Raw genomic sequence first — 25,321 nt, 5'->3', positions numbered from 1 at the left:
AACCGGCCGCCGGCAAAGGCAATACCGCGTGCTTACCGCTGGTGCACGGGCCACCAAAACAGCGGGCATCTGGCTCCGAGGCCTGCAGTTTCCCTAACGTTGCGTGAGCTGCAATTCCAGCAGTGCCAGCCGTTGCAGGACGGCTGGATCGCGCTCGCCGCCATGGGCCGCGCGCAGGATCGCTTCGGCGATGATTTGAACGTGACTGGAATGGACCGGCTCGGGAAGTGAGGCCACCGCGGCATCAAGCGCCACCTCCATCACCGAGATCACCTCGGGAGGGAAGGACGCATTTGAAAAATCCTTCATGGCGACGACCAAAAGGAGCGGCTGCCAAGGCGTCTTGGCAGCGGGAATGCAGTCGGCAGCCGCTTGGAGTTTTGATGTCTATCCCCTCGACACAAGCTGCATAATTTTCCCGAATTGAAATCGTTCCTTGAAGGCGAACAAAATCCCCGTTCATCGGTCCGATACCGAACACGCCCGTGCACGGAACGAATCAAAATTACCGCACTTGAATCCTGGTTCTGTGGCGTGAGAGTTCGACGATGCGTACGTCTTTCGGAACTCCATCGATCGTGCCCGACGGCGGGGAGCCTGACGTCTATGTCGTCGAGCATGATCCGGGCATACCGGGACGGGTTTGGGGCGGAGTGGATTCCAGGACAACCGGATTCGAGAGTGTCGTGATGGACCTTTTGACCGGACAGTACACCAAGCCGATCCGGGTCGTCGCCTTCAACGTCGCCGGCGGCTGGTGCCGTGACGCATCCGTGGAGGTCGCGTACGAGCTGCGGCGACGCTGCGACCTGCAGCTTCGCGACATTCCGTTTTTCCTGCAGGATTTCGTCGACCGTTACGAAGGCCGCTATCGCGATGTCCAGCTTCCGCTGCCGATGCGCCTGTTCTAGCGGGATTTGTCGCTCCCCAAAAGGCAACCCGCGCCGGCATCGGATGACGCGTAAAAAATTCAAGCGGGATGCCCGGTGCTCCGTACATCCCGCTTGCCTTGATTCCCCTTAGTCGCAGCGATGGAACCAGACCTCGGGTAATCGATGCCACGAGGTCGCAGTCTTCCCTATGCGGTGGCGGAGTGCTCGGCGCCTTCCAGCTTTCGCCTGCGCCAGATCGATCCCGCCACGAGCACCACGGCGATGCCGATCAGCCCTAGCAGCACCTCGCCGCCGTGGCCGCCATTGCCAAAGCGCAGCCCCAGACCAAGCGAGCTCAGCACGCCATCGAGGCCGACACCGACCGGGCCGTTGAAGAACGCATGCATCGCCGGCTGTATCGCGGGGTCGGTCGCCATCACCTCACCGGCGACCCAGCCGAGCAGGCCCGCACCGGCCCACACCAAGGCGGGCAGGCGCGTGAGCAGCGCCATGATCAGCGCTGCGCCGGCGACGATCAAGGGAACGCTGATGGCAAGGCCGATGACCAGCAGCGGAATGCTGCCATTGGCGGCGGCGGCAACCGCGATCACGTTGTCGAGGCTCATGACGATGTCGGCGATCGCCACGATCTGCACGGCTGCCCAGAGATGCGCAGCCGCGTCCACGTCGCCTTCGCCCTCGTGTTCAGGCACCAGCAGTTTTGCCGCGATCACGAGCAGCGCCAATCCGCCGACCAGCTTGAGGAATGGCAGCCCCATCAACGTCACGACGATACCGGTGAAGATGATGCGCAGAAGAACGGCAACGCCGGCGCCAAGGATCATGCCCCAGAACCGCTGGCGCGGCGGCAGCCCGCGGCACGCCATCGCGATGACAAGCGCGTTGTCACCTGACAGCAGGATGTTGATCCACATGATCTTGCCGAGCGCAACCCAGAACGCCGGTTGCTGCATCTCGGCCTGGAACTGGGTGAAGAACGCCGAGATAGTCGCAGGATCGAAGATTTGCCACAGCCAGTTCACAGCGTTCCCCCCTCGGCTCTTCAGCCGTTACTGCGCGGCTATTGCTCGCCGCTACCCAAATTGTTCAGCCGACGATTTCGTTGCCCGAAAAGAATTGCGCGATTTCGATCGCGGCGGTCTCCGGCGCGTCCGAACCGTGCACCGAATTCTCGCCGATCGACTTCGCATGGACCTTGCGGATCGTGCCTTCCGCCGCCTTCGACGGATCAGTGGCGCCCATCACGTCACGGTATTTGAGCACGGCGCCCTCGCCCTCCAGCACCTGCACCACGACCGGGCCCGAGGTCATGAACTCGACCAGCTCGCCGAAGAAAGGACGTTCCTTGTGAACGGCGTAGAAGGTTTCCGCCTGTTCGCGGGTCATGCGAATGCGCTTCTGGGCCACGATCCGCAGCCCTGCCTTCTCGATCAACGCGTTGACAGCGCCGGTCAGATTGCGCGCGGTCGCGTCCGGTTTGATGATCGAGAAAGTGCGTTCAATCGCCATTGTGTTTACGTCCTTACAAAACGCGGGATGGAGAGTTGCGGGGCTTATATCGGCGCCACCTCACGACGGCAAGCGGCCCGGTGACGCGGCCGCCACCCCTTTTTGGGGTGTTTTCGTGCGGCGGACGCGACGCGGGTGCGAAAGATTACTGCAATTTCACGGAGATGAACCCTGTCTGAAACTGCCGTGCCGCCTTCATTCAGCTTCGCGGCCGTAGACTTACGGACGATCGAACGCAGGGCACGCGCGTCCGCCGGCCCAGGGCGTCACGGGACCCGATCTCACTGATGGTGCCGACTGGCGCCGAAACTTTGAGGAGACGATCATGTTACGCAAACTCTCGCTCGTTGCAGTGGCCGCGGCTTCGCTGGGTGCCGCCGCGCTGGCGCCGACAGCGGCTTCGGCCGGCGGCTGGCACCATGGCGGCTGGCATCATGGCGGTTGGCATCGTCACCATCATCATCATGGCTGGGGTGGCCCCCGTGTCTTCATCGGCGGCCCCGCCTATTACGGCGGCGGTTACGGCGGCTGCTACGCGCGGCGCCTGGTCCCAACTCCCTGGGGTCCGCGCTGGCGGCTGGTGAACCGCTGCTACTGACCTGATTCGAGCTTCCCCCTGACTGACGCCCCGGCCGCCGCGCCGGGGCTTTTTTTAAGGAACCAGTTTTGGAAGGTTGATTCGACTACTTGCAGGCGAATGCATGCAGCCATGCGCGGGAAACAAATCGCGCTGTTGTGACTTGATCCATCGACACCCTCGAACCTTGCGAGTGCTGCGAGGTGGAACTCGTCAAGTCAGAGAGACTGGCCCATGGATTCTCGAATCTACAGCGACTTCGCGCAACTCGACCACAAGACCTGCCAGTCCATCTGCGACGCCGTGGGCGAACGGCTGCAGCAAAGCATGCGCCCGGAAACAGAACTTTCGCCCCGGCTGCAAGAGCTGATGGATGAACTGCGTCGGCACGATGACGAGCTGCACTGAATGATGCTTCGCCGATAGAATTTGGCGATCAGTCGATAGATTTCCCCGATAATAAATAGGTTGCGTTTGCCGGCCGCTCCGGTGACAACCCCGCATGCTTTCAATAACAGACATTTCGGTCCGCATCGCCGGGCGGCTTTTGATCGACGACAGCACGGTGCAGATCGTGCCCGGCGCGCGCGTCGGCTTCGTCGGCCGCAACGGCGTCGGCAAATCGACGCTGTTTCATGCGATCCGCGGTGACCTGCCGGTCGAGTCGGGCAGCATCACCCTGCCGCCGCGCTGGCGCATCGGCAGCCTGGCGCAGGAGGCGCCGGACGGCCCGGAGAGCCTCATCAATGTCGTGCTAAAGGCCGATCTGGAGCGTGACGCGTTGCTCCGTGAAGCCGAAACCGCCGCTGATCCGCACCGGATCGCCGAAATCCAGACCCGGCTGGTCGACATCGACGCGCACTCCGCGCCGGCGCGCGCGGCAGCGATCTTGAGCGGCCTCGGATTTTCCACCGCGGACCAGGCGCGGCCGTGCTCGGAATTCTCCGGCGGCTGGCGCATGCGGGTGGCGCTGGCGGCGACGCTGTTCGCAGCGCCCGATCTCTTGCTGCTGGACGAGCCGACCAACTATCTCGACCTCGAAGGCACGCTGTGGCTGGAAGACCATCTGGCAAGCTATCCGCGCACCGTCATCGTCATCAGCCACGACCGCGACCTGCTCGACACCTCGGTCGACCAGATCCTGCACCTCGATCGCGGCAAGCTGACACTCTACAAGGGCACCTATTCCTCGTTCGAGGAGCAGCGCGCCACGCGGGAAATGCTGGACGCCAAGCACGCCAAGCGCCAGGCCGACGAGCGCAAGCGGCTGCAGGCCTTTGTCGATCGCTTCAAGGCGAAAGCCTCGAAAGCCCGCCAGGCTCAGTCGCGCGTCAAGATGCTGGAACGGATGAAGCCGGTCACCGCGCTGGTGACGCAGGACGTGCGCGAAATCACGTTCCCGACGCCGGAGAAAATGCTGTCGCCGCCGATCATCGCCGTCGATGACGTCTCGGTCGGCTATGATCCGAAAAAGCCGGTGCTCAACCGCGTCACGCTGCGCATCGATACCGACGACCGCATCGCCCTGCTCGGCTCCAACGGCAACGGCAAATCGACGCTGGTCAAGCTTCTGGCCAACAAGCTGGCGCCGTTCTCTGGTCGGATCACGCGGGCGGAGAAATTGTCGGTCGGATATTTCGCGCAGCATCAGGTCGACGAGCTCAACCTCGACGCATCGCCCTATGACCACATCCGCAAGCTGATGCCCGATGCGCCGGAAACCAAGGTGCGCGGCCGTACCGGCGCGATCGGATTTTCCGGAAAGGCCGGCGACACCCTGGTCAAGAGCCTGTCAGGCGGCGAGAAAGCGCGGCTGTTGCTCGGGCTCGCCACATTCTTCGGCCCGAACATGATCATCCTCGACGAGCCGACCAACCATCTCGACATCGACAGCCGTGCGGCGCTGGCCGAAGCGATCAACGATTTTCCCGGCGCTGTCATCATGGTCTCGCATGACCGCTACCTGATTGAATCCTGCGCCGATCAATTGTGGGTCGTCGCCAACCAGACGGTGACGAGCTACGACGGTGACCTCGACGATTACAGGCGAATGGTGTTGTCGATCGGCGACACGCGCAACCCCTCGCGCGAGCGGCCCAAAGGAACCGCAAGACCGGAGCGAGGGAAGAGCGAAAGGCGAACGCCGCTGAGGCAGCGGATCGCCGATGCGGAAGCCGAGATCGAGCGCATCAACGGCATCATCGCCAAGATCGACACCGCGCTTGCGTTGCCCGACCTGTTCACGCGCGATCCCAAGCAGGCCGCGCAGCTCAGCAAGGCGCGTGCCGGTGCGGAAAGCGCGCTGCGGCGTGCGGAGGAAGTCTGGCTGGAAGCCAGTTCACAATACGACGAAGCGGCGGGCTAGGCGCAGCTTGCTCGCCTAGGATCCTGCGTTCGCGGGCGACAAGGCTTCAGCCACAAAGGCGCCCGGCCGGGCCCTCGCCCGCAGGCGGGACACCGCCTCGGCCAGCGGAACGTCGGCCTGTGAGCCATCGCGCTCGCGCAGGCTCACTCGGCCGTCCCTCATCTCGCGCCCGCCGACGATGGCCATCACCGGCACCGCCATTTCATGCGCCGCCACGATGCGCCGCGAAAGGGTGTCGGCGCCGTCATAGGCAACGGCCCGGATCCCGGCATCCTCGAACGCCGCCAGAACGTCCGCGCTGTATGCGGCCTGGTCTTTCGAGATCGGCGCGACCGCGACCTGGTCCGGCGACAGCCAGAACGGAAGCACGCCGCCATGGTGCTCGAGCAGGATCGCTATCATGCGACTGAGCGATCCAAAGATGGCGTGGTGGATCATCAGGGGCCTGGCACGGCTGCCGTCGGGAGCGACGTAGGACGCCTCGAGCCGCTGCGGCAGCACGCCGTCGAGCTGAACCGTGCCGCACTGCCAGGATCGTCCCAGCCGGTCGCGCAACGCGAATTCCAGCTTCGGTCCGTAGAAAGCACCTTCGCCTGGATTGATTTGAGGCGCGAGGCCGCATTGCCGCGCGGCATCGCCGAGCTTCGCCTCCGACAAGTCCCAGGTCGCGTCGTCGCCGGCGCGCACCGCCGGCCGCGTCGCCAGCGCCACCTCGTAGTCGGGAAAACCGAGGTCGCAATAAACCTCGTCAAGCAGGGCGATAAAGCGCGCGACTTCGCCCTCCACGTCCTGCTCGCGGCAGAACACATGCGCGTCGTCCTGCTCGAAGGCGCGCGTTCGCATGATGCCGTGAAGCGAACCGGAAGGCTCATTGCGGTGGCAGGCGCCGAACTCGGCATAGCGGATTGGAAGCTCCCGCCACGAGCGCAGCCCCTTGTTGAATATCTGCACATGGCATGGGCACGACATCGGTTTCAGCGCCATCGCCAGATCGCCGTCGTCGACCCGGAACATGTGCTCGCCGAACTTGTCCCAGTGACCGCTGCGACCCCAGAACTCCTGCGGCAGCAGTTGTGGCGTCCGGACCTCGGCGTAGCCGGCTCGGCGCATCTTGCGCCGGACATAGTCCTCCAGCACTCGATAGACCGCGTAGCCGCGCGGATGCCAGAACACCATGCCCGGCGCATCTTCCTGAAGGTGCCAGAGCTTGAGCTTTACGCCGAGATTTCTGTGGTCGAGATCGTCCATTGCTGTGTTCCTTGTGACGGGAAAAAGCGCGGACGGGGATCATCAAAAGCCGGAAAAGGCCCCGTCCGTCGCCGGCGGGGCCTTTTCTGGGTGAAGTACGCTTGTCTCTAGCGCGCGCAACCAGCAGGCGATCCGCCGTAAGCGGTCGCCGTGGTGGTCAATGCGGCTGATCGAAGCTTGTTCATGCTCGGTATATGGCCGTAAAGCGCTCAGCCGTCAACGCCAGCCGCTTGGCCCAGAGCATCAGTCTGGCGGGCTTGGACGCGTTTTCTTAACGCGAACCGGCATCCAGTTCGTTCGAAAACGCTATAGCCAACGCGAGGCGCGCAAGCACAGGGTTACGTCGCCGCCGGCTTCTTCTTCGGCTTTGCGCCCTTGGCTGGCGCCGCCGGCTCCGGTGCACGCTCGATCGACGTCAGGCGTCCCGCGGTGAACGTGTAGATGCCGGCCCGCTGGCCGCGCGAATAGCTGACGACCGCCACGCGATCGCCGCGCGGGTTGTTGGAGAGGCCGACGTTGTCGGGCGCACCGATGCCGCGCACGACGTCGCATTCGGTATGACCAAGCGCCACTGTGCCGCTCGTCGAGGGCGGCGGGCTGCCGGCAGCACCGTCCGCCAGCGCGTTGGCACCGGCGCCTGGCGCTCCCATGCCGGGACAGGCTCCGTCGGCACTGACGAGTTCATCGGGCGTGACCGGCTTGGTCGGGGAGAGCGGAGGCGTTTCGATCGACACGTTTCGAATGAACACGCGCCCCGTTCGCGAAAACCAGTCCGCGTCCCTCGACAACAGGTCCGACGCACCCGAGCAACCCGCAAGCGCGGGCCCGAGCAACAACAAAGTCAGCAGTGGTTTTCGATCGATCGTTCCGCGTCGCACGCTAGACCCAGGCTCCCACCCCTTACTGTAACCACTTGTCCGACCATCACTTTGCGGCACGACCATGGCTGCCCGCAAGGTCCGGCGCAGAAACCGCAGATTATCATTGATTCCCAGGGATCACCAATTTCATCGTTAATTTTCAAGCATCGCTACTGCCGCCGTTGCCACCGGCCCCGCTCGTCGGCCTGCCAATAAGTCACTTCGAACCCGCGCGCCTTGCAGTCGGCCCAGGCACCACGCGCCGCGGTCAGCGCATCGGCATCATCACCGCTGAAGACCAGCACCACCCGCTCGTAGCTATCGCAATCGACCGGCAACGCCGCGTTGTCGATCAGGAACCTGACATTGGCCCGATTCGGGTTGCCCTCCTCGATAGAGAGAATGATGGGCTGGTCCTGCGCATCACCGGCGCGCCACGTAGCGTGCGGCAGGAAGGAATCGTCGCTGTAGGTCCACAAATGCGCATCGAGCGCCTCGGTGCGCTCCGGCGAGGTCGATTGCACGACCACGCGCCAGCCTCGCTCGAGCGATTTTTCCAACAACGGCGGCAATACACTCTCGAGCGACATGCCCTGCAAATGATAGAACAGGATTTCCGTCATCCACCTGCAACCGAATTACTTCGTGGCTTCGTAATATTCCGCGACCAGCCGGTCGAGCAGGCGAACGCCATAACCGGAACCCCAACTGTGGTTGATGTCGGTTTTCGGTGCGCCCATCGCGGTTCCCGCGACGTCGAGATGTGCCCACGGCGTGTTGTCGACGAAACGCTGCAGGAACTGCGCAGCGGTGATCGAACCGCCGTGGCGCCCGCCGGTATTCTTCATGTCGGCAAATTGCGAATCGATCAGCTTGTCGTATTCAGCGCCGAGCGGCATGCGCCAGACGCGTTCGCCGGTTTCGGTTCCGATCTCGCTCAACCTATCAGCCAGTTCGTCGTTGTTGGAGAACATTCCGGCATACTCGGTACCGAGCGCGACCATGATCGCGCCGGTGAGCGTTGCGAGATCGACCATGAATCTGGGTTTGAACTTCTTCGCCACGTACCAGAGCACGTCGGCCAGCACGAGCCGGCCTTCGGCGTCGGTGTTGATGATCTCGATCGTCTGCCCCGACATCGAGGTGACGATATCGCCGGGGCGCTGGGCGTTGCCGTCGGGCATGTTCTCGACCAGGCCGATGGCGCCGACCGCGTTGACCTTAGCTTTACGGGCAGCCAGCGCATGCATCAGTCCGACCACGCAGGCAGCGCCGCCCATATCGCCCTTCATGTCTTCCATGCTGGCGGCACCCTTGATCGAAATGCCGCCGGTATCGAAGCACACGCCCTTGCCGACGAAAGCGACCGGCTGATCGCCCTTCTTGCCGCCGTTCCAGCGCATGATCACCGTGCGGCCGGGCTGCGTTGAGCCTTGTGCGACGCCAAGCAAGGCGCCCATGCCGAGCTTCTTCATCGCCTTGACGTCGAGCACCTCGATGTCGACCCCGAGCTTCCCAAGCTGGCTCGCACGCCGCGCGAATTCGACAGGATACAGCACGTTCGGCGGCTCGTTGACGAGTTCGCGCGCGATGATCACGCCGTCCACGACGTGGGACGCCGGCGCGAAGGCCTTTCGCGCAGCGGCGACATCCTCGACGGCGATCGAAACGTCTGCGCGAAGCGTCCCATTCTCGCCGTCTTTCTTCTTGGTCTTGTAGCGGTCGAATTTATACGCGCGCAGCCGGATGCCTGACGCGATCGCGGCGGCAGCATCGCCCTGCATCGCGCCATCAGGCAGTTCGGCGATCACCGTGACCGCTTCGCTGGCACTGTTGAGCTTGCCCGCCGTCACCCCGCCGAACTTTAGAAAATCCTTCTCCTTGATGTCGGACGCCTTGCCGATGCCGACCACGATCAGGCGCTCCGCCTTGATTCCCTCGGGCGCCGGAATATCAAGCGTCGACCCGCTTTTGCCCTTGAATTGGTTGGCGGCCGCCGCCCGCTTGACGGTGTTGGCGGCCGTCCCCAGCGCCTTCCGCGTGGCTTCGCCGAACTTCAATGTGTCATCGCAAAACACCACGAGAACGCCACGGGGCGCTGCGGAAAAAGCGACGAAGCCGACCTTGACGGCGTCGGACATAGGTAAATCCTCCAGAATTCAGGGCTGTCTTGCGGGTCCGGAATCGGCCCGTATGATGGAATATTCTCTTCGGTGGCGGCCCCAAATCGCTGGGGACCTGATGTTTTCGGCACTATGACCCGCAAGCCGCGGCGCTGCCAAGCGCCGCAGTGACCGGAAGGCCACATGGGTCAATTATTAACCGTGTCGAGGGGACGCCACGGCCCGGCCATTTTGTTGACGGATCAAAGGGATGGTAGTGAGAATGTAGACGGCTGTATTGGCGGCCCGACCAAAGGGGAACCCTAAAAGCAGGGGTTGGTCGGTAGCCGCTCTTGGGGCGCGCAAGGTGGGATCGTGCGGTAGCGATGGGGTCGATCGACAGGTACATTTTCCGCACGACGCTCGCGTCGTTTGCGCTGATCCTGGTCAGCCTCACCGGCGTGATCTGGATTACGCAGGCGTTGCGCGGCATCGACCTGATGACGAGCCAGGGCCAGACCATCATTACCTTCCTCGGCATCACCAGCCTGGTGATTCCGGCGCTTGTTCTGGTCATCGCGCCGATCGCGCTGATGATTGCGATCTCGCACACGTTGAACAAGCTCGCCACCGATTCCGAAATCATCGTAATGAATGCCGCCGGCTTTTCCCCATTCCGGCTGTTCCGCCCGTTTTTCTTCGCCACTTGTGTAGTGGCGATCCTGGTCACCTTTATCGGTGCCTATCTCGCTCCCGACGGCCTGCGCCGGATCAAGCAATGGGACGCCGAGATCACGGCCGACGTGCTGACCAACATCCTGCAGCCCGGACGTTTCGCCCAGCTCGATCAGAACCTGACGATTCGCATCCGGGAACGGCAGCCGGGCGGCGTGCTCGCCGGCATCTTCGTCGATGACCGCCGCGATCCCAAGGAGCGCGTCACCATCATTGCCGACCACGGCACGGTGCTGAAGAACGAGAACGGCTCCTACCTGGTGCTGGAGGACGGCAACCTCGAACGTTTCGAGGCGGGAAAGCGCGATCCGGCGCTGGTGGCTTTCGCCCGCTATGCCTTCGACATGTCGAAATTCTCCAATCGCGGCCGCGACGTCGCGCTGGGAATTCGCGAACGCTATCTCTGGGAGCTGGTTTCGCCACCGGAGGACGATCCGGTTTTCAAGCAGCTTTCCGGGCAGTTTCTTGCCGAGTTGCATGACCGCTTCCTGGCGCCGGTCTATCCCTTCGCCTTCGCAGTGCTGACCTTTGCGTTCCTCGGCACGCCGCGCACCACGCGCCAGAGCCGCAATTTTTCGATCGGCGGATCGATCCTGGCGGTGTTTGGCCTGCGCATGGCGGGATTCGCCTGCTCGGTGATGACGGTGAAGACGCCGGGCATGGCTTTCGTCCAGTACTCGATGCTGTTCGCCGCGATCGGCGGCGGGCTGTGGATGATCATCGGCGGCGTCGTGGTGGAGCCGCCGGCAGCGCTAATAGAGGCGATCAACAGGTCGAACGCGCGCCTTGCGCGGTTCTTTGGACGGCCCGCCACAGCATGAGCATGATGACCAACACGCTCGGGCGATACTTTGCCGGCCGCTTCCTGGTCGCGGCGGTGGGCGTGTTTGCGAGCATTTTCGTGCTGCTCGTGCTGGTCGACTACATCGAAATGGTCCGCAAGACCTCCGGGCTGGTATCGGCCTCCGCGATCACGGTGGCGCAGACGTCGCTTTACCGGGTGCCGCAACTGCTGGAAAAGCTGATGCCGTTCTGCGTCCTGATCGGCGCGATGACCTGCTATCTGGCGCTGTCGCGGCGGCTCGAACTGGTGGTCGCACGTGCGGCCGGCGTATCCGCCTGGCAGTTCATCTCGCCTGCGCTGGCAAGCGCGATCATCCTCGGCACCGTGGCGACGGTCGCCTACAATCCGATGTCAGCCAACCTGCGCGAGCTTTCCAAGCGGATGGAGGCTGAGCTGTTCGGCTCGGCGCCCGGCGCCGGCATCCAGGATGCATCCGGCTTCTGGCTCAACCAGATCAACAGCGACGGCCAATCGATCATCAATGCGGCGCGCAGCGAGCAGCAGGGTGTGCGGCTGACCGGACTGACCGTGTTCCGGTTCGACACCGATCTCCAGTTCAAGGAGCGAATCGAAGCGCGCGAAGCCTCGCTTGAGGAAGGCCGCTGGGCGTTCAAATCGGTACGGAGATACTCCCTAGATAAACCTCCGGTTGATCAGGAGAACTATTACCTCTCGACCACCCTCACCCCGGCCCAGGTCCGCAACAGTTTCTCGACCCCGGAAACCGTGTCTTTTTGGCAACTGCCCGGCTATATCCGCTCTTCCGAAAGCTCCGGCTTCGCGACCGCAGGCTACCGTCTGCAGTACCATAAGCTCATCGCACAGCCGTTTTTGCTGGCTGCAATGGTGATGTTGGCGGCTTCCGTCAGCCTTCGCTTCTTCCGGATGGGCGGCGTGCAAAAGATGGTTTTGAGTGGCGTGGGCGCAGGCTTTCTGCTCTACGTTCTATCGAAAGTTACTGAGGATTTGAGCAAGGCTGAGTTGATGCATCCCATCGCTGCGGCGTGGTTGCCCGTCTGTGTGGGTGGCCTCACCGGCTTTTTGGCCTTGTTGTACCAGGAGGACGGGTAGTGGCCGTTGTCGCCGCCCGCCAATTGAGGTCGCCTGCGTTCAGGCGGCGCACCAATGTGCGCCGCTATCGAGCCCGCATGGCTGCCTTTGGCGTCCCTATGATTGCGCTGCTCGCCGGATTCGTTTTCGCGGGCTCGATCGAGCTTGCCCTGACGGTGCCGGCCTCGGCGCAAAGCTTCACTTACAATCCACGGCCACCCAAGCCGCCGCCGCGCCCCGTCAACAATGACGGCAAGATGCTCGTGCAAGCGGTCGAGGTGGACTACGACTACAACAACCAGCGCGTGTCGGCGGTCGGCAACGTGCAGATGTTCTACAACGGCACCAGCGTGGAGGCCGACAAGGTCATTTACGACCAGAAGACCAAGCGGCTGCACGCGGAAGGCAACATCCGCCTGACCGACGCGGAAGGCAAAGTCACCTACGCCAACATCATGGATCTGAGCGACGACTACCGGGATGGTTTCGTCGACTCGCTGCGCGTCGATACGGCGGATGACACGCGCATGGCGGCGACGCGCGCCGACCGTTCCGCGGGCAATTACACCGTGTTCGAAAACGGCGTCTATACCGCGTGCGCGCCGTGCAAGGACAATCCGAAGAAGCCGCCGCTGTGGCAGGTCAAGGGTGCGCGCATCATCCACGACCAGACCGACAAGATGCTGTACTTCGAGAACGCGCAGCTCGAGTTCTTCGGCGTGCCGATGGCGTATCTGCCGTATTTCTCGACGCCCGACCCGACCGTCAAGCGCAAGACGGGCTTCCTGATGCCCGCCTACAGCTCCAACTCGACCTATGGCTACGCGGTCGAAACCCCGTTCTACTGGGCGATCGCGCCGGACTATGACGCGACCTTCAATCCGCGCTTCACCACAAGGCAGGGCGTGCTGTTCCAGGGCGAATTCCGCCAGCGGCTGATCAATGGCTCGTACCAGATCCGCGGCTACGGCATTAATCAGCTCGATCCCGGCGCCTTCGCCGGACAGCCGGGCGACCGTGACTTCCGCGGCGGTATCGACACCAAGGGGCAGTTCGCGCTCAACGACAAATGGGTCTGGGGCTGGGACGGCGTACTGCTGTCGGACTACCTCTTCTTCTCGGACTACCGGCTGGCCCAATACAAGGATCCGCTGGGCTCGTTCCTCAGTCTTCCGACGGAAGCGATCTCACAGCTGTATCTGACCGGCGTCGGCAACCGCAGCTTCTTCGATGCGCGCACGATCCACTACCTCTCGTTCTCCGGCAACCAGGACAAGGTGCCGGTGATCCACCCGGTCGTCGACTACAACAATGTCATCAACCACCCGATCCTCGGCGGTGAGGTCAGCTACAAGACGAACTTCACCAGCCTGTCGCGCACGACCGCGGCCTTCGACCCGATCACGACATTGGCCAACACCAACGGCCTGTGCCTGAACGCATCGGCCGATCCGCTGGCCCGGATTCCCTCGCAGTGTCTGCTACGAGGTATGCCTGGCACCTATACGCGGCTGACGGCTGAGGCGCAGTGGCGGCGCTCATACACCGATCCGATCGGCCAGATCTGGACGCCGTTTGCGATCATGCGCGCCGATGCCATCGACGCCTCGATCTCGAACCAGCCCGGCGTCTCGAACTTCCTCCCCGTCGGCGACACGCAGGCGGTCCGCCTGATGCCGGCGGTCGGCCTCGAATACCGCTACCCCTTCATCAACGTTCAGCCTTGGGGCACCACCACGATCGAGCCGATCGCGCAAATTATCGCGCGTCCCAACGAGACCTTCGCCGGCAGACTGCCGAACGAAGACGCGCAGAGCATGGTGTTCGACGCCAGCAACCTGTTCGCTGTCGACAAGTTCTCGGGCTACGACCGCGTCGAAGGCGGCGGCCGCGCCAATGTCGGCGTCCAGGCGACCACGCAGTTCGACCGCGGCGGCAGCATCAACGTGCTGTTCGGCCAGTCCTACCAGTTGTTCGGCCTGAATTCGTATGCGGTGCAGGATGCGACTAACACCGGCCTCGAATCCGGCCTGCAGAACACCCGGTCGGACTACGTCGCCCGCGTCAATTATTCGCCGAACCGGACCTATACGTTCAGCGTGCGCTCGCGCGTGGATGAGGCGACGCTGAACGTCAATCGTTTCGAAGCCGAGGGACGCGCCTCGTTTGATCGCTGGTCGGTCAGCATGTTGTACGGCAACTATGCCGCCCAGCCGGAACTCGGATACCTGACCCGGCGCGAAGGCCTGCTCGGCACCGCCTCGATCAAGGTGGCTTCGAACTGGGTGGTGTCGGGAGCGGCGCGCTGGGATCTTGAAGCCAACAAGCTGAACCAGTACATCATCGGCGCCGGCTATGTGGACGATTGCTTCGTGCTGGCAGCCAACTACGTCACGTCCTATACCTATCAGGCTGGGACGACGCCGCCGGTGCTCAACCACGCTTTCATGCTGCAGATCGGCCTGCGGACCATTGCGAATTCGTCCTCGTCGTCCGGCAGCAGCGGCATTCAGTAGCGTGAGGCCCGACCTTGCCGGACAGTACCCAGCGCACCGCGGTACGAATTGGTTGATACGGCTGACATGACCATGACGATCATTGCGCTTCCTCCTCGCCGACTTTGGTCCCTGATCGCCGGCTGTGCCGTCGCGATTGCCATGCTCGCCGGCGGCGTTTCACCGCTGCGGGCACAGTCCGTGGTCGTGATGGTCAATGGCGAGCCCATCACCAGCCTCGACATCGAGCAGCGCACCAAGCTCAACTTCCTGACCACGCGCAAGCAGATGCCCCGGCAGGAAGTGATCGACGAGTTGATCAACGAAAAGGTGAAGATCAGGGAAGCCAAGAGATTCGGTGTCGATCCTACCGCGAGCGATATCGATCAAGCCTATGGGCAAATGAGCCAGCGGATGCGTCTGTCGCCCGAACAACTGACCAAATCCCTGGAGGGCGGCGGTGTCCGGCCGGAAACGCTGAAGGCCCGACTCAAGGCCGAGATGGTCTGGGGCAGTCTGGTGCGCGGCCGCTTCAAGGAGAGCCTGCAGGTCGGCGAGAAGGAAGTTGCCGCCGCAGCCCAGGAAAGCGGCGAGGCGACCCAGACCGAGGCGTTCGAATACAAGCTGCAGCCGATTGTCCTGATCGTGCCGCGCGGCTCGGCGCAAAGCGCGATCGATTTGCGACGCAAGGAAGCCGAAACCCTGCGCGAGCGCGTCCAGAGCTGCGAACAGGCCAACTCCTACTTCAAGTCGATGCAGAATGCCGCAATCCGCGGCCTCGTCACCAAAACGTCGGCCGACATCCCCGGCCCGCTTCGTGAACTCCTGGACAAGACGCCGGTCGGCCGTTTGACCCCGCCCGAAATCACCAAGCAGGGCGTGGAGATGGTGGCGTTGTGCGACAGGAAGCCGACCAAGATCGACACGCCGAAGAAGCGGGAAATCCGCGAAAAGATGTACACCCAGAAATACGAGGCAAAGTCGAAGTCTTACCTGGCCGACATCCGCAAAGCCGCGATGATCGAATATCGTTGATGGCCAAGGATCCGAAGACGACGCCCCTTGCGCTGACATCCGGTGAACCTGCGGGCATCGGCCCCGACATCGCCCTCGCCGCCTGGCTGCGGCGCCGCGAACTGGACCTCCCGCCGTTCTATCTGCTCGGCGATCGCGCGTTCTTCGCCGACCGCGCCAAAATTCTGGGATCGCAGCTCGAACTCGCCGATGCCGTCCCTGAGGAAGCCAGCGCAGCATTCGCGAAAGCCTTGCCTGTCGTGGCAACAGGCGAAATCGCCACGGCGCGGCCCGGACAACCCGACGATACCAGCGCGAACGCCGCCCTCGCCTCCATTCGCCACGCCGTCGACCATGTCAGGCGAGGAAGAGCGGGCGCCGTCGTCACCAACCCGATCGCCAAGAGCGTGCTCTACCGCGCCGGATTCCGCCATCCCGGCCACACCGAGTTTCTCGCCGAGCTTGCCGCCAATGGCGGCAGCGTGCTCCAACCCGTGATGATGCTTTGGTCGCCGGCGCTCGCCGTCGTTCCCGTGACCATCCACCTCTCGCTGCGCGAGGCGCTGACACAGCTGTCGAGCGAGCTGATCGTGACGACCGCCCGGATTGCGGTCGCGGATCTGAAAGCGCATTTCGGGCTGGCCCAGCCGCGGCTCGCAATATCGGGCCTCAATCCGCATGCCGGCGAAGACGGCTCGCTCGGCAGCGAAGACATCGACATCGTCGCGCCTGCCGTCGAAACGCTGCGCGCGGAAGGTATCGACGCCAGGGGGCCCTTGCCAGCGGATACGATGTTTCACGCCGCGGCGCGCAAGACCTACGACTGCGCCGTCTGCATGTATCACGACCAGGCGTTGATCCCGATCAAGACGATTGCGTTTGAGGACGCCGTCAACGTCACGCTGGGCCTGCCGTTCATTCGCACCTCGCCGGACCACGGCACGGCCTTCGACATTGCCGGCACCGGCAAGGCCAACCCGTCCAGCCTCGCCGCGGCGTTGCGGCTCGCCGCGCGCATGGCGACGACCAAGGCTATATGAGCGCGATCGACGATCTGCCGCCGCTGCGCGAGGTCATCCGCGAACATTCCCTGTCGGCACGCAAATCCCTTGGCCAGAATTTCCTGCTCGACCTCAACCTCACGGCGCGGATTGCACGCGCCGCGGGCCCGCTCGAAGGCGCCACCGTCATCGAGGTCGGCCCCGGCCCCGGCGGCCTGACGCGCGCGCTGCTGGCGCTGGGCGCCAAGCGCGTCATTGCGGTCGAACGCGACGAGCGCGCGCTGGCCCCGCTTGACTATATCGCGAAGCGCTATCCCGGGCGGCTCGAAATTGTGCATGCCGACGCCCAGCGTTTCGATCCGCGCCCAATGCTGGGCGGCGAGCCGGCCAAGATCGTCGCCAACCTGCCCTACAATATCGCGACCGCGCTCTTGGTGGACTGGCTCTCGATCGAGCCATGGCCGCCCTGGTACGACATGATGGTGCTGATGTTTCAGCGCGAGGTCGCCGAGCGGATCGTAGCTCAGGAGAATGATGAGGCCTATGGTCGGCTCGCGGTGCTCGCCAACTGGCGTACTGAAACCAAAATCCTGTTCGACATTTCTCCGGCCGCTTTCGTGCCGCAGCCCAAGGTGACCTCCTCGGTGGTGCGGCTGGTGCCGCGCAACGCGCCTGAAACCTGCGACCGCCGTGCGCTTGAACAGGTGGCGGCCGCGGCCTTCGGCCAGCGCCGGAAAATGCTTCGGCAGAGCTTGAAATCGCTGTCGGTCGATCCGGCCAGGCTGGCCGGGGCTGCAGATATCGACCCAACGAGGCGCGCCGAAACCATTCCGGTCTCGGGTTTTGTTGCCATGGCCCGTAAATTGACCGATATACGAAACACAAAATCGTAAAACGTCCTGAAGAAACGTGCTCAAGGAGAAGCGCCATGGCGCGAATGGTCCGCCAGTCCCTCGTCAAATTCGATGCGCCATTGTGCGAAACCATCATCGACACGCCGGAGCCGATTGGACGCGAGGTCCTCGTCCGCATCGAACGCTGTGGTCTGTGCCATTCCGACCTGCACATCCAGGACGGCTATGCCGATCTCGGCGGCGGCAAAAGGCTCGACACCACGCGCGGCATGACGCTGCCGTTCACGCTCGGGCACGAGATCGCAGGTGTCGTCGATGAAGTGGGTCCCGATGCCTCGAACGACCTGATCGGAAAGAAGCAGGCGGTATTCCCCTGGATCGGCTGCGGCAAGTGCCGCGACTGCGCCAATGGCGACGAGAACCTCTGCGTCAAGCAGCGCTTCCTCGGCGTCTCGATCGATGGCGGCTTTGCCACTCACGTGCTGGTGCCCGACGCCAAATATCTCTTGGATTACGATCCGCTGCCGGTCAATCAGGCGGCGACGCTGATGTGCTCGGGGGTAACCGCCTATGGCGCGCTGAAGCGGCTGGTCGACCGCCCGCGGCAGCGCAATTTGCTGCTGATCGGGCTCGGCGGCGTCGGCATGATGGGGCTTTCGTTCGCGCAGGCGATGTTCAAGCAGAACATTACGGTCGCCGATCTCTCCCCTGCCGCGCGCGAAACCGCGCTGCAGAACGGTGCTGCTGTCGCCTACGATCCGGCCGAGCCCGAAATCGTCAGGCGCATCCTGAAAGAAACCGAGGGCGGCTTCGACGGCGTCGTTGATTTTGCGGGTAATGAGAAATCAATGGCGTTCGCCGTTGCGACCGTTGCGCGCGGCGGCAAGATCGTTGTCTCCGGCCTGATGGGCGGCAATTTCAGCCTGCCGATGGTGCAATGGGTCTACAAGCGCATGACCATCGAGGGCTTCATGGTCGGCACGCTCACTGAAGCCAAGGAATTGATGGCACTCGCCCGCGCCGGCAAGATCAAGCCGACGCCGATGAAGGAAGAGCCGATGGCCGACGTCCAGAAATGGATCGACGAGCTGCGGGCCGGCAAGGTCGTCGGACGCATCGTTCTGAAGAACTGAGGCGGTGGTTCGCACATCGTTGGAATCCGTAGCAACCACTAAACGCCGAGGGGCCTTTCGGTCCACGGCGTTCGCAGAAAGCACGAGCCCGACCGGCGAGCGCCGCGCGTTCCAAGTTATTGTCGGCGCTCCAGCTCCTGCACAAAGCGGGCGTCGGTGTGCCGGCCCTCGTACGCGTCATCGATGTGCTTGAGGAGTTCGTCGCCTTTCTTCGGCTCTACGGCCAGCAGGATCGCGTCGATCTTCGCCTCCATCCGGTCGTCGCCTTCCTTTGATTGCGGCGAGCCTACGTGCAGGAGGATGGCGAGCCCGGCAACCTGCCACATCAGTTGCAAGAATTCGGATTGCCAGTTTTCCAAAGTGTCTCGCATCATCTGGATCGTATAGGCGCCGATCTCGATCGGCTGCTGGTGCGCCTGCTGCTCGTCGACGTAGGCAAACCAGCCGAAGATCCAGTGGCCGGAGAGCGTGATGACGAACAGGGCGCCAGTCACCCAGGCGAATCCAAAGCGTTTCCAGATTGAATGTCGGGTCATCATGAAGGACATCCTTTTACCTAAGGTTAGCCCTTTAATGACGCCGACGTAGTCGTGTTCCGAAGACAAACCGCGGCATCGGCGAAGAATTCACCGCCGCGGTCTGCAATGCAGCCGGCCTTGTTCTCCAGGCCGAGTTCTCCGGGCCAAGTTTCACCTTCGCAATAGTCATTTCAGAGGCGGCAGACCCGGTGATTTCAACCACTGGCTCATATGCGCTGCGGTTTCAGCGAGCCGGGCCCGCCTCAAGAGCAACTCCTGAGCGGTGCCGGGAGGAAGCGCTTCGGCCGCTTCTTTAAAGCGTTGAGCTTCTTCCGCTAGCCGTTCTTCAAAGCTTTTCTCATGCTTGATGTGGCGACGCTTCTGCATGCGCTGCTCCATTCCGTTAGAAGAGGCAGGAGCGCAACGGGCGTTCTCATCACCGCAAAATGCCGTGGGACCGTGCGTGACCGGAACATTCTGCTCCCCCACTTCACCCCGTGCCATATGTTTATTTTTGCTCCCGGCAGGAACTTCTCGGTTTTGGCTGAGGCGATAACACCTGAAGTGCCACCACCCCCCAAGGAAAAATCCCCCAGACGCGTGATCGGTGAACAGAGCAGAGCGAACACAGCGGCCGTCGATCTTGAGATGGCAGTCAATCGCGAGTCGCCCTTATCATGCAGCACGGGCGGTTCGACCATTACCGCGTTTCTGTCTTTTGCGCCGAGACCAGGAGCATCATCGGCCGCTCCAGCTCTTCCGCCAGTTCGGGCGAGCGCTCGATCTGTTCGCGCGTCGGGGCGAATTCCTCGACGCGGCGCAACTCGAAGCCCGCATCAATCAGCGTGTTGAGCGTCGTGCCGAGGGGCCGGTGATACTTCAGCACGTCCTTGGCGAACCAGTCCGTGCGGCGCTCGCCCTCGACCGCGTAGCCGTTGACCGGCCAGGTCTTGCGGCCGTCTTCGTCGGCGATCCAATGCGGATGCGCCGCAGCCATGAAGATCGGATGTTCGATCGTGAAGACCAGATCTCCGCCGCCGACCAACGCCTTGTGGATCATGCGCGCGAGGCGCCGGAAATCCTCGACATAGTGAAAGCTCAAGGCGCTGTAGACGAGGTCGAATGCCGCTTCGGGCAGTTCCAGTGTCTCGAGATCGGCGAGCAGATATTCGATGGCCGGGTCCGAGGTATCGAGCTTGGCGCGTGCGATCATGTTCTGCGACAGATCGAGGCCAAGCACCGAGACCGCACCCTGCGCGCGCATCCAGCGCGAGGCCCAGCCGAAGCCGCAGCCCAGATCGGCCACGCGCTTGCCGGTTAGCGCGGGCAGCATGGCCTGGACAGCCGGCCATTCGGGCGCGCCGTCCAGCCCATGCACTTGGCGAGGCAACTGGCGGTAGCCCGCGAAGAAATCGGGATTGTCGTAGATATTCTGTGCCACGTTTATCTCTATATGATGAAGGTCGGCCTTGGCGATGATGTCCGTAGACCTTCTCGGTCTAGTCCAACGGGCGCTCCAGCGTCTTTCGTCCTATCCGACTTGCCCTCGGAAGCGAAGCGCATCCACGATCAATGAGAACGCCGGGGAAACTTGTCGCCGGCTGGGATAGTACAGGTGATACCCGGAGAATGGCGGGCACCAATCCGAAAGAACGCGGACGAGTTGCCCCCTCGAAATATACGGCTGCACGTGGCCTTCGGTGAGGTAGGCTAGCCCGAAGCCCCGCAGAGCTCCTTCCAGGAGGAGGCCCGCGCTGTTGAACACAAGCTGGCCTTCAACACGAACGTTGACCTCTCGCCCGTTCTTTTCGAATTCCCAGGCGCAAAGGCTGCCGCCGTGGGTCGGCAAATAACGGTGTCAGTGCACTGCGCCGGATTCTCGACGCGTCTATTGAGTGCACTGGCACCGTAACTCCAGGCCGCGGAAAGCTTAGCAGCCGGACCTGGAACGACTGTCATGTTCCTCGGCGATGTCGCTGGGCGCAGGCTCCAGTGAACTCAACGCTGCGTCGACCTTCTCCAAAAGGCGCTCCAGTTCGGCGCGCTCATTGGGCCCCGGGCCCTCCTCCAGCCTGCCCAGCAGTTGTTGCTTCTGAGTGAGAAGTTTCGCAAGTGAAGTCATGCTGTCCTCGTCCGAGTACGTGGCCGGAGGGGAGCGTCGAACCAAGCGATCAACCATTCGGAACGGCGTCAAGTTCCTGCGCTCGTTAGCGTGAAACCTGCATCGAGTTATTATAATGGCAGCGAGTTCGCCGGTACCGTGCATGGTCGGCAGTCGAAACCGAGGTGGCTCGCGCAATGTTCCTTGCCGGAACCTAAGATGAGCGCGCGATCAAAATCTCCGCCAAGCGGAACGAATGCCTTCCGAAGCCTTTGATTCTTATCGGCAAGAGGAGGTATCCATGAAGCTATCTGCCTTGACGATTGCCACACTGCTTACGGTCGGAACCATCGGGTCGGCCAACGCTATCGAGTTTGGCGTCGGTCCCGGCGGCGTCTACGTTGGTCCCGGGTATGATCGTTATGATCGTCCCTACTACCGTGATTACAGAGATGACTGCCGGATCATTATCCGCGAACGCACCAACCGCTTTGGTGAACGCGTTAGGATTCGCGAGCGCATCTGCGACTAAACATGTGCTCAACGGCTAGCGACGCTGGACCGACCGTTAGGTCGGGAATTGGCACGATGCCCCGCCCCCGCTTGGAAGTGCTGGGCACACAAGTTCGGAGAACCGGCATCGAGGGATCAACTGATTGAAACGTTCGATGCCGTAGAAGATTATGCGGCACGGTGAGCGAACAGGAATGAGTGATGTCCCGTCATTGGGAGGAGTTCAAAGCGCGCTTCCTCCCGATAAGCTGTCCGATCTAACCTGCAAATCGGAGGTTAGTAATTCGAGGCAGCGATTCAGCGTCGGGCCGAGAGCCAAACTCAATCGGCATCGGCCCGTCTGATTGCTGTCAAGTACGCGGCCCACTCAAACTCAAAGGGGCCCACCTACCCGCGCCGCGAGATCGCAATGTCACATCCAGCGTTGGCTGCCGCTATCGAAAACAACCATACGTATTGGAGCACCGGCATAACCCTGCCCGACATGGGTTTCCATTGCCGTTTCGCGGGCCGCAGCGGCTCCGGTTCATTCGTGCGATCCGATGGCTGCAACCGACGCTGGACCGCCTCCAAAACAGTAGAAAAACAGGCCTAAACAGAAGAAAAGCGCGCCGTTTTGTGGGGCTTCCGCCGGCCCCAATTGAGGCGGGCCGGCGAGCCCCAATTATACCCCATCCGCTCCGGATTTGCGGCGCATTGCCACCCAAGTCTCTGACCAGATTGGCGGCAATCAAGCGTCGCGTAGCGTTGCGTTGCCGGGGATACAGATGTCGAACCGTTCCGTGAAATTCGTCCCGGCCCTCTTTGCCGGCATTGTGGCAGGAGCCAATCTGGCCACCGTGACGGATCTCTCGGCCCAAGTCATAGCAACAGCAGCGGAAGCCGCCACGCCAGCGACCCAAGCCGCCGCCGACGGTTGCCTCGCCGCGCCGACGGGCGCGACCCCCTCGGGCAGCCATTGGTACTATCGCATCGACCGCGTCACCAAACGACAATGCTGGTATCTCCGAGAGGAGAGCGAGAAGGCCGACGACAAGTTCGCGCGCGCCGCGCCGCCAGCCTCGTCCCAGCCGCCGACGTCGGCAGCCGCAGAACCGGCTCCGGCGCAGGCGCCAACGATCACAAGCAAGTCGGTCGCCGATGCGCGTGCCGAATGGATCTCCCAGCAAAACCGCACTGATCCAAACTCGCCCGCCAAGGTCGAGCGGACGGCGGGTGCAGCCCCGGCGCCGACCGCTCAGAATGGCCAGCGCGCGACCGTGCCGAACGTGCTCGCACCGGCGCCGCTGGCGACGATGCGGTGGAACGACGCTCCCACCGCGCGCGCTTCAAGCAATCCAGCCGATCTCCAGGTTGCCGCCGCCAACGCGCCCGCAGACCAGCTGCCGCAGGCCGTGGAAGTGCAGCAGCCCGCAACAGATCAGGTTACCGCTGCCGCAGCGGAGCCGGCGACGGCAAAGCCGACCGCATCGTTGCAGATGCTGCTTCTGGTGATGGCGGCTGCCCTCGCACTGGCGGGCCTCACGGTTAGCGCGATCGTCAGGATCGGCCGCATGCGGGCACGCCGCGCCATGCGCCGCAAACGGCGCGCGATGTGGGACTCCGCAAAGACCATGCGGCGTTCGCCGCCACCAATGTTCCATGACGAGGACGCCCGGCTGCGGCGTACCGAAGGCGTGCACCATCCGCACGTGCCCCAGGAAAGGACAACACGCGTGCCCAAAGAGCGGCCACGCGTACCTCAGGAGCGGCCACGCGCACCTCAAGAACGGCCGCGCGCGCCCCAAGAGCGGCCCCGCGCACCTCAAGAACGGCCGCGCGCGCCCCAAGAGCGGCCCCGCGCGCCCCAAGAGCGGCGACACGCGCCCCAGGATCGGGAGCGGGAGCGGCAGGTTACGGAAATGCTGTCCCGGCTTGCCCGCAGCGCGCAGACTTAACTGAGACGAAAGCGGCGGCTATTTTTCCAACTGGCGCTGCAGTTTGCGAACGAACTCGGTCAGCCCAGTGCGGCGCTCACGCTTGAGTCGCTCGGCCTTGAGGATCGACTGCACCTCGGCGAATGCGTCGTCGACGTTCTGGTTGACGACGATATAGTCGTATTCCGCCCAGTGGCTGAGTTCATGGGTGGCGCGGCTCATGCGCCCACGAATCACCTCGTCCGAATCCTGCGCACGCGTGTGCAGCCGTTTCTCGAGATCGGTGGCCGATGGCGGCAGGATGAACACGCTGACGACGTCGGCGCGGGCCTTCTCCCGCAATTGCTGCGTGCCCTGCCAGTCGATGTCGAACAGCACGTCCTGCCCGGCCGACAACGCGGCCTCGACCGGCACGCGCGGCGTGCCGTAGCGATTGTCGAACACGGTTGCCCATTCCAGCAATTCGCCCTGCGCGACCATCGCCTCGAATTTAGGTTTGTCGACGAAGAAGTAATCTCGGCCGTCGACCTCGCCCGGCCGCATCGGCCGCGTGGTGGCGGAGACCGACATTTTCAGACCCGGCATCCGTTCGATCAGCAGACGCGACAACGTGGTCTTGCCCGCGCCCGAAGGCGACGACAACACGAACATCAGTCCGCGCCGCTCAACCCCGTCGAAACCAGAAGCCACCATCCATCACTCCAGATTCTGGACCTGCTCGCGGAATTGCTCGACCACGTTCTTCATCTCGAGCCCGGTCTGGGTCAATTCCAGATCGTTCGATTTGGAGCAGCAGGTATTGACCTCGCGGTTGAATTCCTGGGCGAGAAAGTCGAGCCGCCGTCCAACCGGCCCGCCCTTGCCGATCATTTCGCGGGCCTGCGCGACGTGCGAGGCGATGCGGTCGAGCTCTTCGCGAATGTCGGCTTTGGTCGCGATCAGGATCGCTTCCTGATTAAGTCTATCAGGGTCGAAGCGCTCGGAAGTCTCCAGCAGCGCCGCCACCTGCTCGGCCAGGCGCGCCCTGATCGCCTCGGGCTTGCGGCCCGGCGCAGCCTCGGCCTTCTTCGCCAGTCTCTCGATTTCATCCATGCGCTGGATCAGGATTTGCCCGAGCGTCACGCCCTCGCGGCGCCGCATCTCGACCAGATGAGCGAGCGCCTGCTCGAAGGCGGCGGCTGCCGCATCCCTGGCCGCCTTGTCTTCCGCCTCGTCGCTTTCGGGCTCGACGACCTCGATGACGCCCTTGATGCCGAGCAGCCCATCGATGCTGGGCGCCACCGCGTCGATTTTTCCGGCGAGCTCGCCCGCAACCCTTACAATCGAGGACAGCACGTCTTCATTGATGCGCACGGTGGAGACCGCGTTGGCGCGCTTGACGCTCAGGTTGGCGTACACCGTGCCCCGCGACAGCACCTCCGCGGCGCGCTTTTTGGCAAAGGCTTCCAGTTCATCCCAGCCAGGCGGCAGCCGCAAGCGCAGGTCAAAACCCTTGGCGTTGACGGACTTCAACTCCCATTCAAACGCATAGGGACCGCTAGCGCCGTGGCTCCGGGCAAAACCGGTCATGCTCGATAGCGCCATCGCGTAATA

26 protein-coding genes and 1 pseudogene are annotated in these 25,321 nt (G+C 63.0%); 13 read left to right on the top strand and 14 right to left on the bottom strand.

Annotated elements, in window-relative coordinates:
• Positions 1-93 precede the first annotated feature (93 nt).
• On the bottom strand, positions 94-309 hold the full coding sequence (locus GWE18_RS04650) for a hypothetical protein (protein WP_275184678.1): 216 nt from the start codon (positions 307-309) through the stop codon (positions 94-96).
• Positions 310-548: 239 nt separating this feature from the next.
• Here GWE18_RS04650 and GWE18_RS04645 point away from each other — a divergent pair, with 239 nt between their 5' ends.
• On the top strand, positions 549-911 hold the full coding sequence (locus tag GWE18_RS04645; RefSeq protein WP_275184588.1) for a hypothetical protein: 363 nt from the start codon (positions 549-551) through the stop codon (positions 909-911).
• A gap of 167 nt (positions 912-1,078) precedes the next feature.
• Here the strand turns inward: GWE18_RS04645 and GWE18_RS04640 are convergent, their stop codons facing one another.
• Together GWE18_RS04640 and ndk are read right to left on the bottom strand one after the other, a co-directional pair.
• A complete protein-coding gene (locus tag GWE18_RS04640; protein WP_275184587.1) occupies positions 1,079-1,915 on the bottom strand; it encodes a TerC family protein in 837 nt (278 codons plus the stop codon).
• 64 nt (positions 1,916-1,979) lie between these two features.
• Entirely contained in the window at positions 1,980-2,402 is a 423-nt protein-coding gene (ndk, locus tag GWE18_RS04635) for a nucleoside-diphosphate kinase (RefSeq protein WP_275184586.1), read from the bottom strand.
• A gap of 325 nt (positions 2,403-2,727) precedes the next feature.
• Here ndk and GWE18_RS04630 point away from each other — a divergent pair, with 325 nt between their 5' ends.
• The 3 genes from GWE18_RS04630 (at position 2,728) to GWE18_RS04620 (ending at position 5,344) form a co-directional block, all read left to right on the top strand.
• Entirely contained in the window at positions 2,728-3,000 is a 273-nt protein-coding gene (locus GWE18_RS04630; RefSeq protein WP_275184585.1) for a sulfur globule protein precursor, read from the top strand.
• Positions 3,001-3,213: 213 nt separating this feature from the next.
• Positions 3,214-3,387 carry a hypothetical protein gene (locus tag GWE18_RS04625; RefSeq protein ID WP_275184584.1) on the top strand — a complete coding sequence of 58 codons (174 nt, stop codon included), beginning with the start codon at positions 3,214-3,216 and terminating at the stop codon, positions 3,385-3,387.
• Positions 3,388-3,481: 94 nt separating this feature from the next.
• On the top strand, positions 3,482-5,344 hold the full coding sequence (locus GWE18_RS04620) for an ABC-F family ATP-binding cassette domain-containing protein (RefSeq protein WP_275184583.1): 1,863 nt from the start codon (positions 3,482-3,484) through the stop codon (positions 5,342-5,344).
• A 15-nt stretch (positions 5,345-5,359) separates the two neighbouring features.
• On the opposite strand, the gene thrS is transcribed toward GWE18_RS04620, so the two are convergent.
• The 4 genes from thrS to GWE18_RS04600 all read right to left on the bottom strand — a co-directional run bounded on the left by thrS (position 5,360) and on the right by GWE18_RS04600 (position 9,593).
• The gene (gene thrS / locus GWE18_RS04615; RefSeq protein WP_275184582.1) at positions 5,360-6,592 is read right to left on the bottom strand and encodes a threonine--tRNA ligase; all 1,233 of its coding nucleotides are present in this window, start codon (positions 6,590-6,592) and stop codon (positions 5,360-5,362) included.
• 338 nt (positions 6,593-6,930) lie between these two features.
• Positions 6,931-7,437: a hypothetical protein gene (locus tag GWE18_RS04610; protein ID WP_275184677.1), complete on the bottom strand. Its 507-nt coding sequence runs from the start codon at positions 7,435-7,437 to the stop codon at positions 6,931-6,933.
• A gap of 185 nt (positions 7,438-7,622) precedes the next feature.
• Positions 7,623-8,075, bottom strand: coding sequence for a DNA polymerase III subunit chi (locus GWE18_RS04605; protein ID WP_275184581.1), 453 nt, complete (start codon positions 8,073-8,075; stop codon positions 7,623-7,625).
• A gap of 15 nt (positions 8,076-8,090) precedes the next feature.
• On the bottom strand, positions 8,091-9,593 hold the full coding sequence (locus tag GWE18_RS04600) for a leucyl aminopeptidase (RefSeq protein WP_275184580.1): 1,503 nt from the start codon (positions 9,591-9,593) through the stop codon (positions 8,091-8,093).
• 347 nt (positions 9,594-9,940) lie between these two features.
• On the opposite strand from GWE18_RS04600, the gene lptF reads away from it, so the two are divergent.
• From lptF to GWE18_RS04565, 7 genes are all read left to right on the top strand, one after another.
• A complete protein-coding gene (lptF, locus tag GWE18_RS04595) occupies positions 9,941-11,110 on the top strand; it encodes an LPS export ABC transporter permease LptF (RefSeq protein ID WP_275184579.1) in 1,170 nt (389 codons plus the stop codon).
• On the top strand, positions 11,107-12,204 hold the full coding sequence (lptG, locus tag GWE18_RS04590; protein ID WP_057851440.1) for an LPS export ABC transporter permease LptG: 1,098 nt from the start codon (positions 11,107-11,109) through the stop codon (positions 12,202-12,204). Before lptF ends, lptG begins: the two co-directional genes overlap by 4 nt.
• Before the next feature lie 98 nt (positions 12,205-12,302).
• Entirely contained in the window at positions 12,303-14,699 is a 2,397-nt protein-coding gene (locus GWE18_RS04585) for an LPS-assembly protein LptD (protein ID WP_275184676.1), read from the top strand.
• 72 nt (positions 14,700-14,771) lie between these two features.
• Positions 14,772-15,713, top strand: a complete 942-nt coding sequence (locus GWE18_RS04580) for a SurA N-terminal domain-containing protein (RefSeq protein ID WP_275184675.1) — start codon at positions 14,772-14,774, stop codon at positions 15,711-15,713.
• Positions 15,713-16,732: a 4-hydroxythreonine-4-phosphate dehydrogenase PdxA gene (pdxA, locus tag GWE18_RS04575; RefSeq protein ID WP_275184578.1), complete on the top strand. Its 1,020-nt coding sequence runs from the start codon at positions 15,713-15,715 to the stop codon at positions 16,730-16,732. The genes GWE18_RS04580 and pdxA overlap by 1 nt, the downstream gene beginning before the upstream one ends.
• Positions 16,729-17,586: a 16S rRNA (adenine(1518)-N(6)/adenine(1519)-N(6))-dimethyltransferase RsmA gene (gene rsmA, locus GWE18_RS04570; RefSeq protein WP_275184577.1), complete on the top strand. Its 858-nt coding sequence runs from the start codon at positions 16,729-16,731 to the stop codon at positions 17,584-17,586. Before pdxA ends, rsmA begins: the two co-directional genes overlap by 4 nt.
• Before the next feature lie 35 nt (positions 17,587-17,621).
• Positions 17,622-18,680 carry an alcohol dehydrogenase gene (locus GWE18_RS04565; RefSeq protein WP_275184576.1) on the top strand — a complete coding sequence of 353 codons (1,059 nt, stop codon included), beginning with the start codon at positions 17,622-17,624 and terminating at the stop codon, positions 18,678-18,680.
• A 116-nt stretch (positions 18,681-18,796) separates the two neighbouring features.
• On the opposite strand, the gene GWE18_RS04560 is transcribed toward GWE18_RS04565, so the two are convergent.
• From GWE18_RS04560 to GWE18_RS04540, 5 genes and pseudogenes are all read right to left on the bottom strand, one after another.
• Positions 18,797-19,285, bottom strand: coding sequence for a DUF6766 family protein (locus GWE18_RS04560; protein ID WP_275184575.1), 489 nt, complete (start codon positions 19,283-19,285; stop codon positions 18,797-18,799).
• Between the two features lie 99 nt (positions 19,286-19,384).
• A complete protein-coding gene (locus tag GWE18_RS04555; RefSeq protein WP_275184574.1) occupies positions 19,385-19,585 on the bottom strand; it encodes a hypothetical protein in 201 nt (66 codons plus the stop codon).
• A 313-nt stretch (positions 19,586-19,898) separates the two neighbouring features.
• The gene (locus GWE18_RS04550) at positions 19,899-20,639 is read right to left on the bottom strand and encodes a class I SAM-dependent methyltransferase (RefSeq protein WP_275184573.1); all 741 of its coding nucleotides are present in this window, start codon (positions 20,637-20,639) and stop codon (positions 19,899-19,901) included.
• A 90-nt stretch (positions 20,640-20,729) separates the two neighbouring features.
• Positions 20,730-21,047 (bottom strand): annotated as a pseudogene (locus tag GWE18_RS04545) (LysR substrate-binding domain-containing protein); the annotation flags it as partial.
• An 81-nt stretch (positions 21,048-21,128) separates the two neighbouring features.
• On the bottom strand, positions 21,129-21,320 hold the full coding sequence (locus tag GWE18_RS04540) for a hypothetical protein (protein ID WP_275184572.1): 192 nt from the start codon (positions 21,318-21,320) through the stop codon (positions 21,129-21,131).
• A gap of 280 nt (positions 21,321-21,600) precedes the next feature.
• Between GWE18_RS04540 and GWE18_RS04535 the strand changes: the two genes are divergently transcribed.
• Both GWE18_RS04535 and GWE18_RS04530 read left to right on the top strand, forming a co-directional pair.
• Positions 21,601-21,831 carry a hypothetical protein gene (locus GWE18_RS04535; protein ID WP_275184571.1) on the top strand — a complete coding sequence of 77 codons (231 nt, stop codon included), beginning with the start codon at positions 21,601-21,603 and terminating at the stop codon, positions 21,829-21,831.
• 748 nt (positions 21,832-22,579) lie between these two features.
• Positions 22,580-23,749 (top strand): hypothetical protein, encoded by a 1,170-nt coding sequence (locus tag GWE18_RS04530; protein WP_275184570.1) that lies wholly within the window; start codon positions 22,580-22,582, stop codon positions 23,747-23,749.
• 18 nt (positions 23,750-23,767) lie between these two features.
• Here the strand turns inward: GWE18_RS04530 and gmk are convergent, their stop codons facing one another.
• Both gmk and GWE18_RS04520 read right to left on the bottom strand, forming a co-directional pair.
• A complete protein-coding gene (gene gmk / locus GWE18_RS04525) occupies positions 23,768-24,421 on the bottom strand; it encodes a guanylate kinase (RefSeq protein WP_275184569.1) in 654 nt (217 codons plus the stop codon).
• Positions 24,422-24,424: 3 nt separating this feature from the next.
• Entirely contained in the window at positions 24,425-25,312 is an 888-nt protein-coding gene (locus GWE18_RS04520) for a YicC/YloC family endoribonuclease (RefSeq protein WP_275184568.1), read from the bottom strand.
• Between the last annotated feature and the right edge of the window lie 9 nt (positions 25,313-25,321).

The sequence above is a fragment of the Bradyrhizobium sp. CSA112 genome (assembly GCF_029051645.1).
GTDB lineage: Bacteria > Pseudomonadota > Alphaproteobacteria > Rhizobiales > Xanthobacteraceae > Bradyrhizobium.
This window is presented reverse-complemented; position numbering and strand designations above follow the sequence as displayed.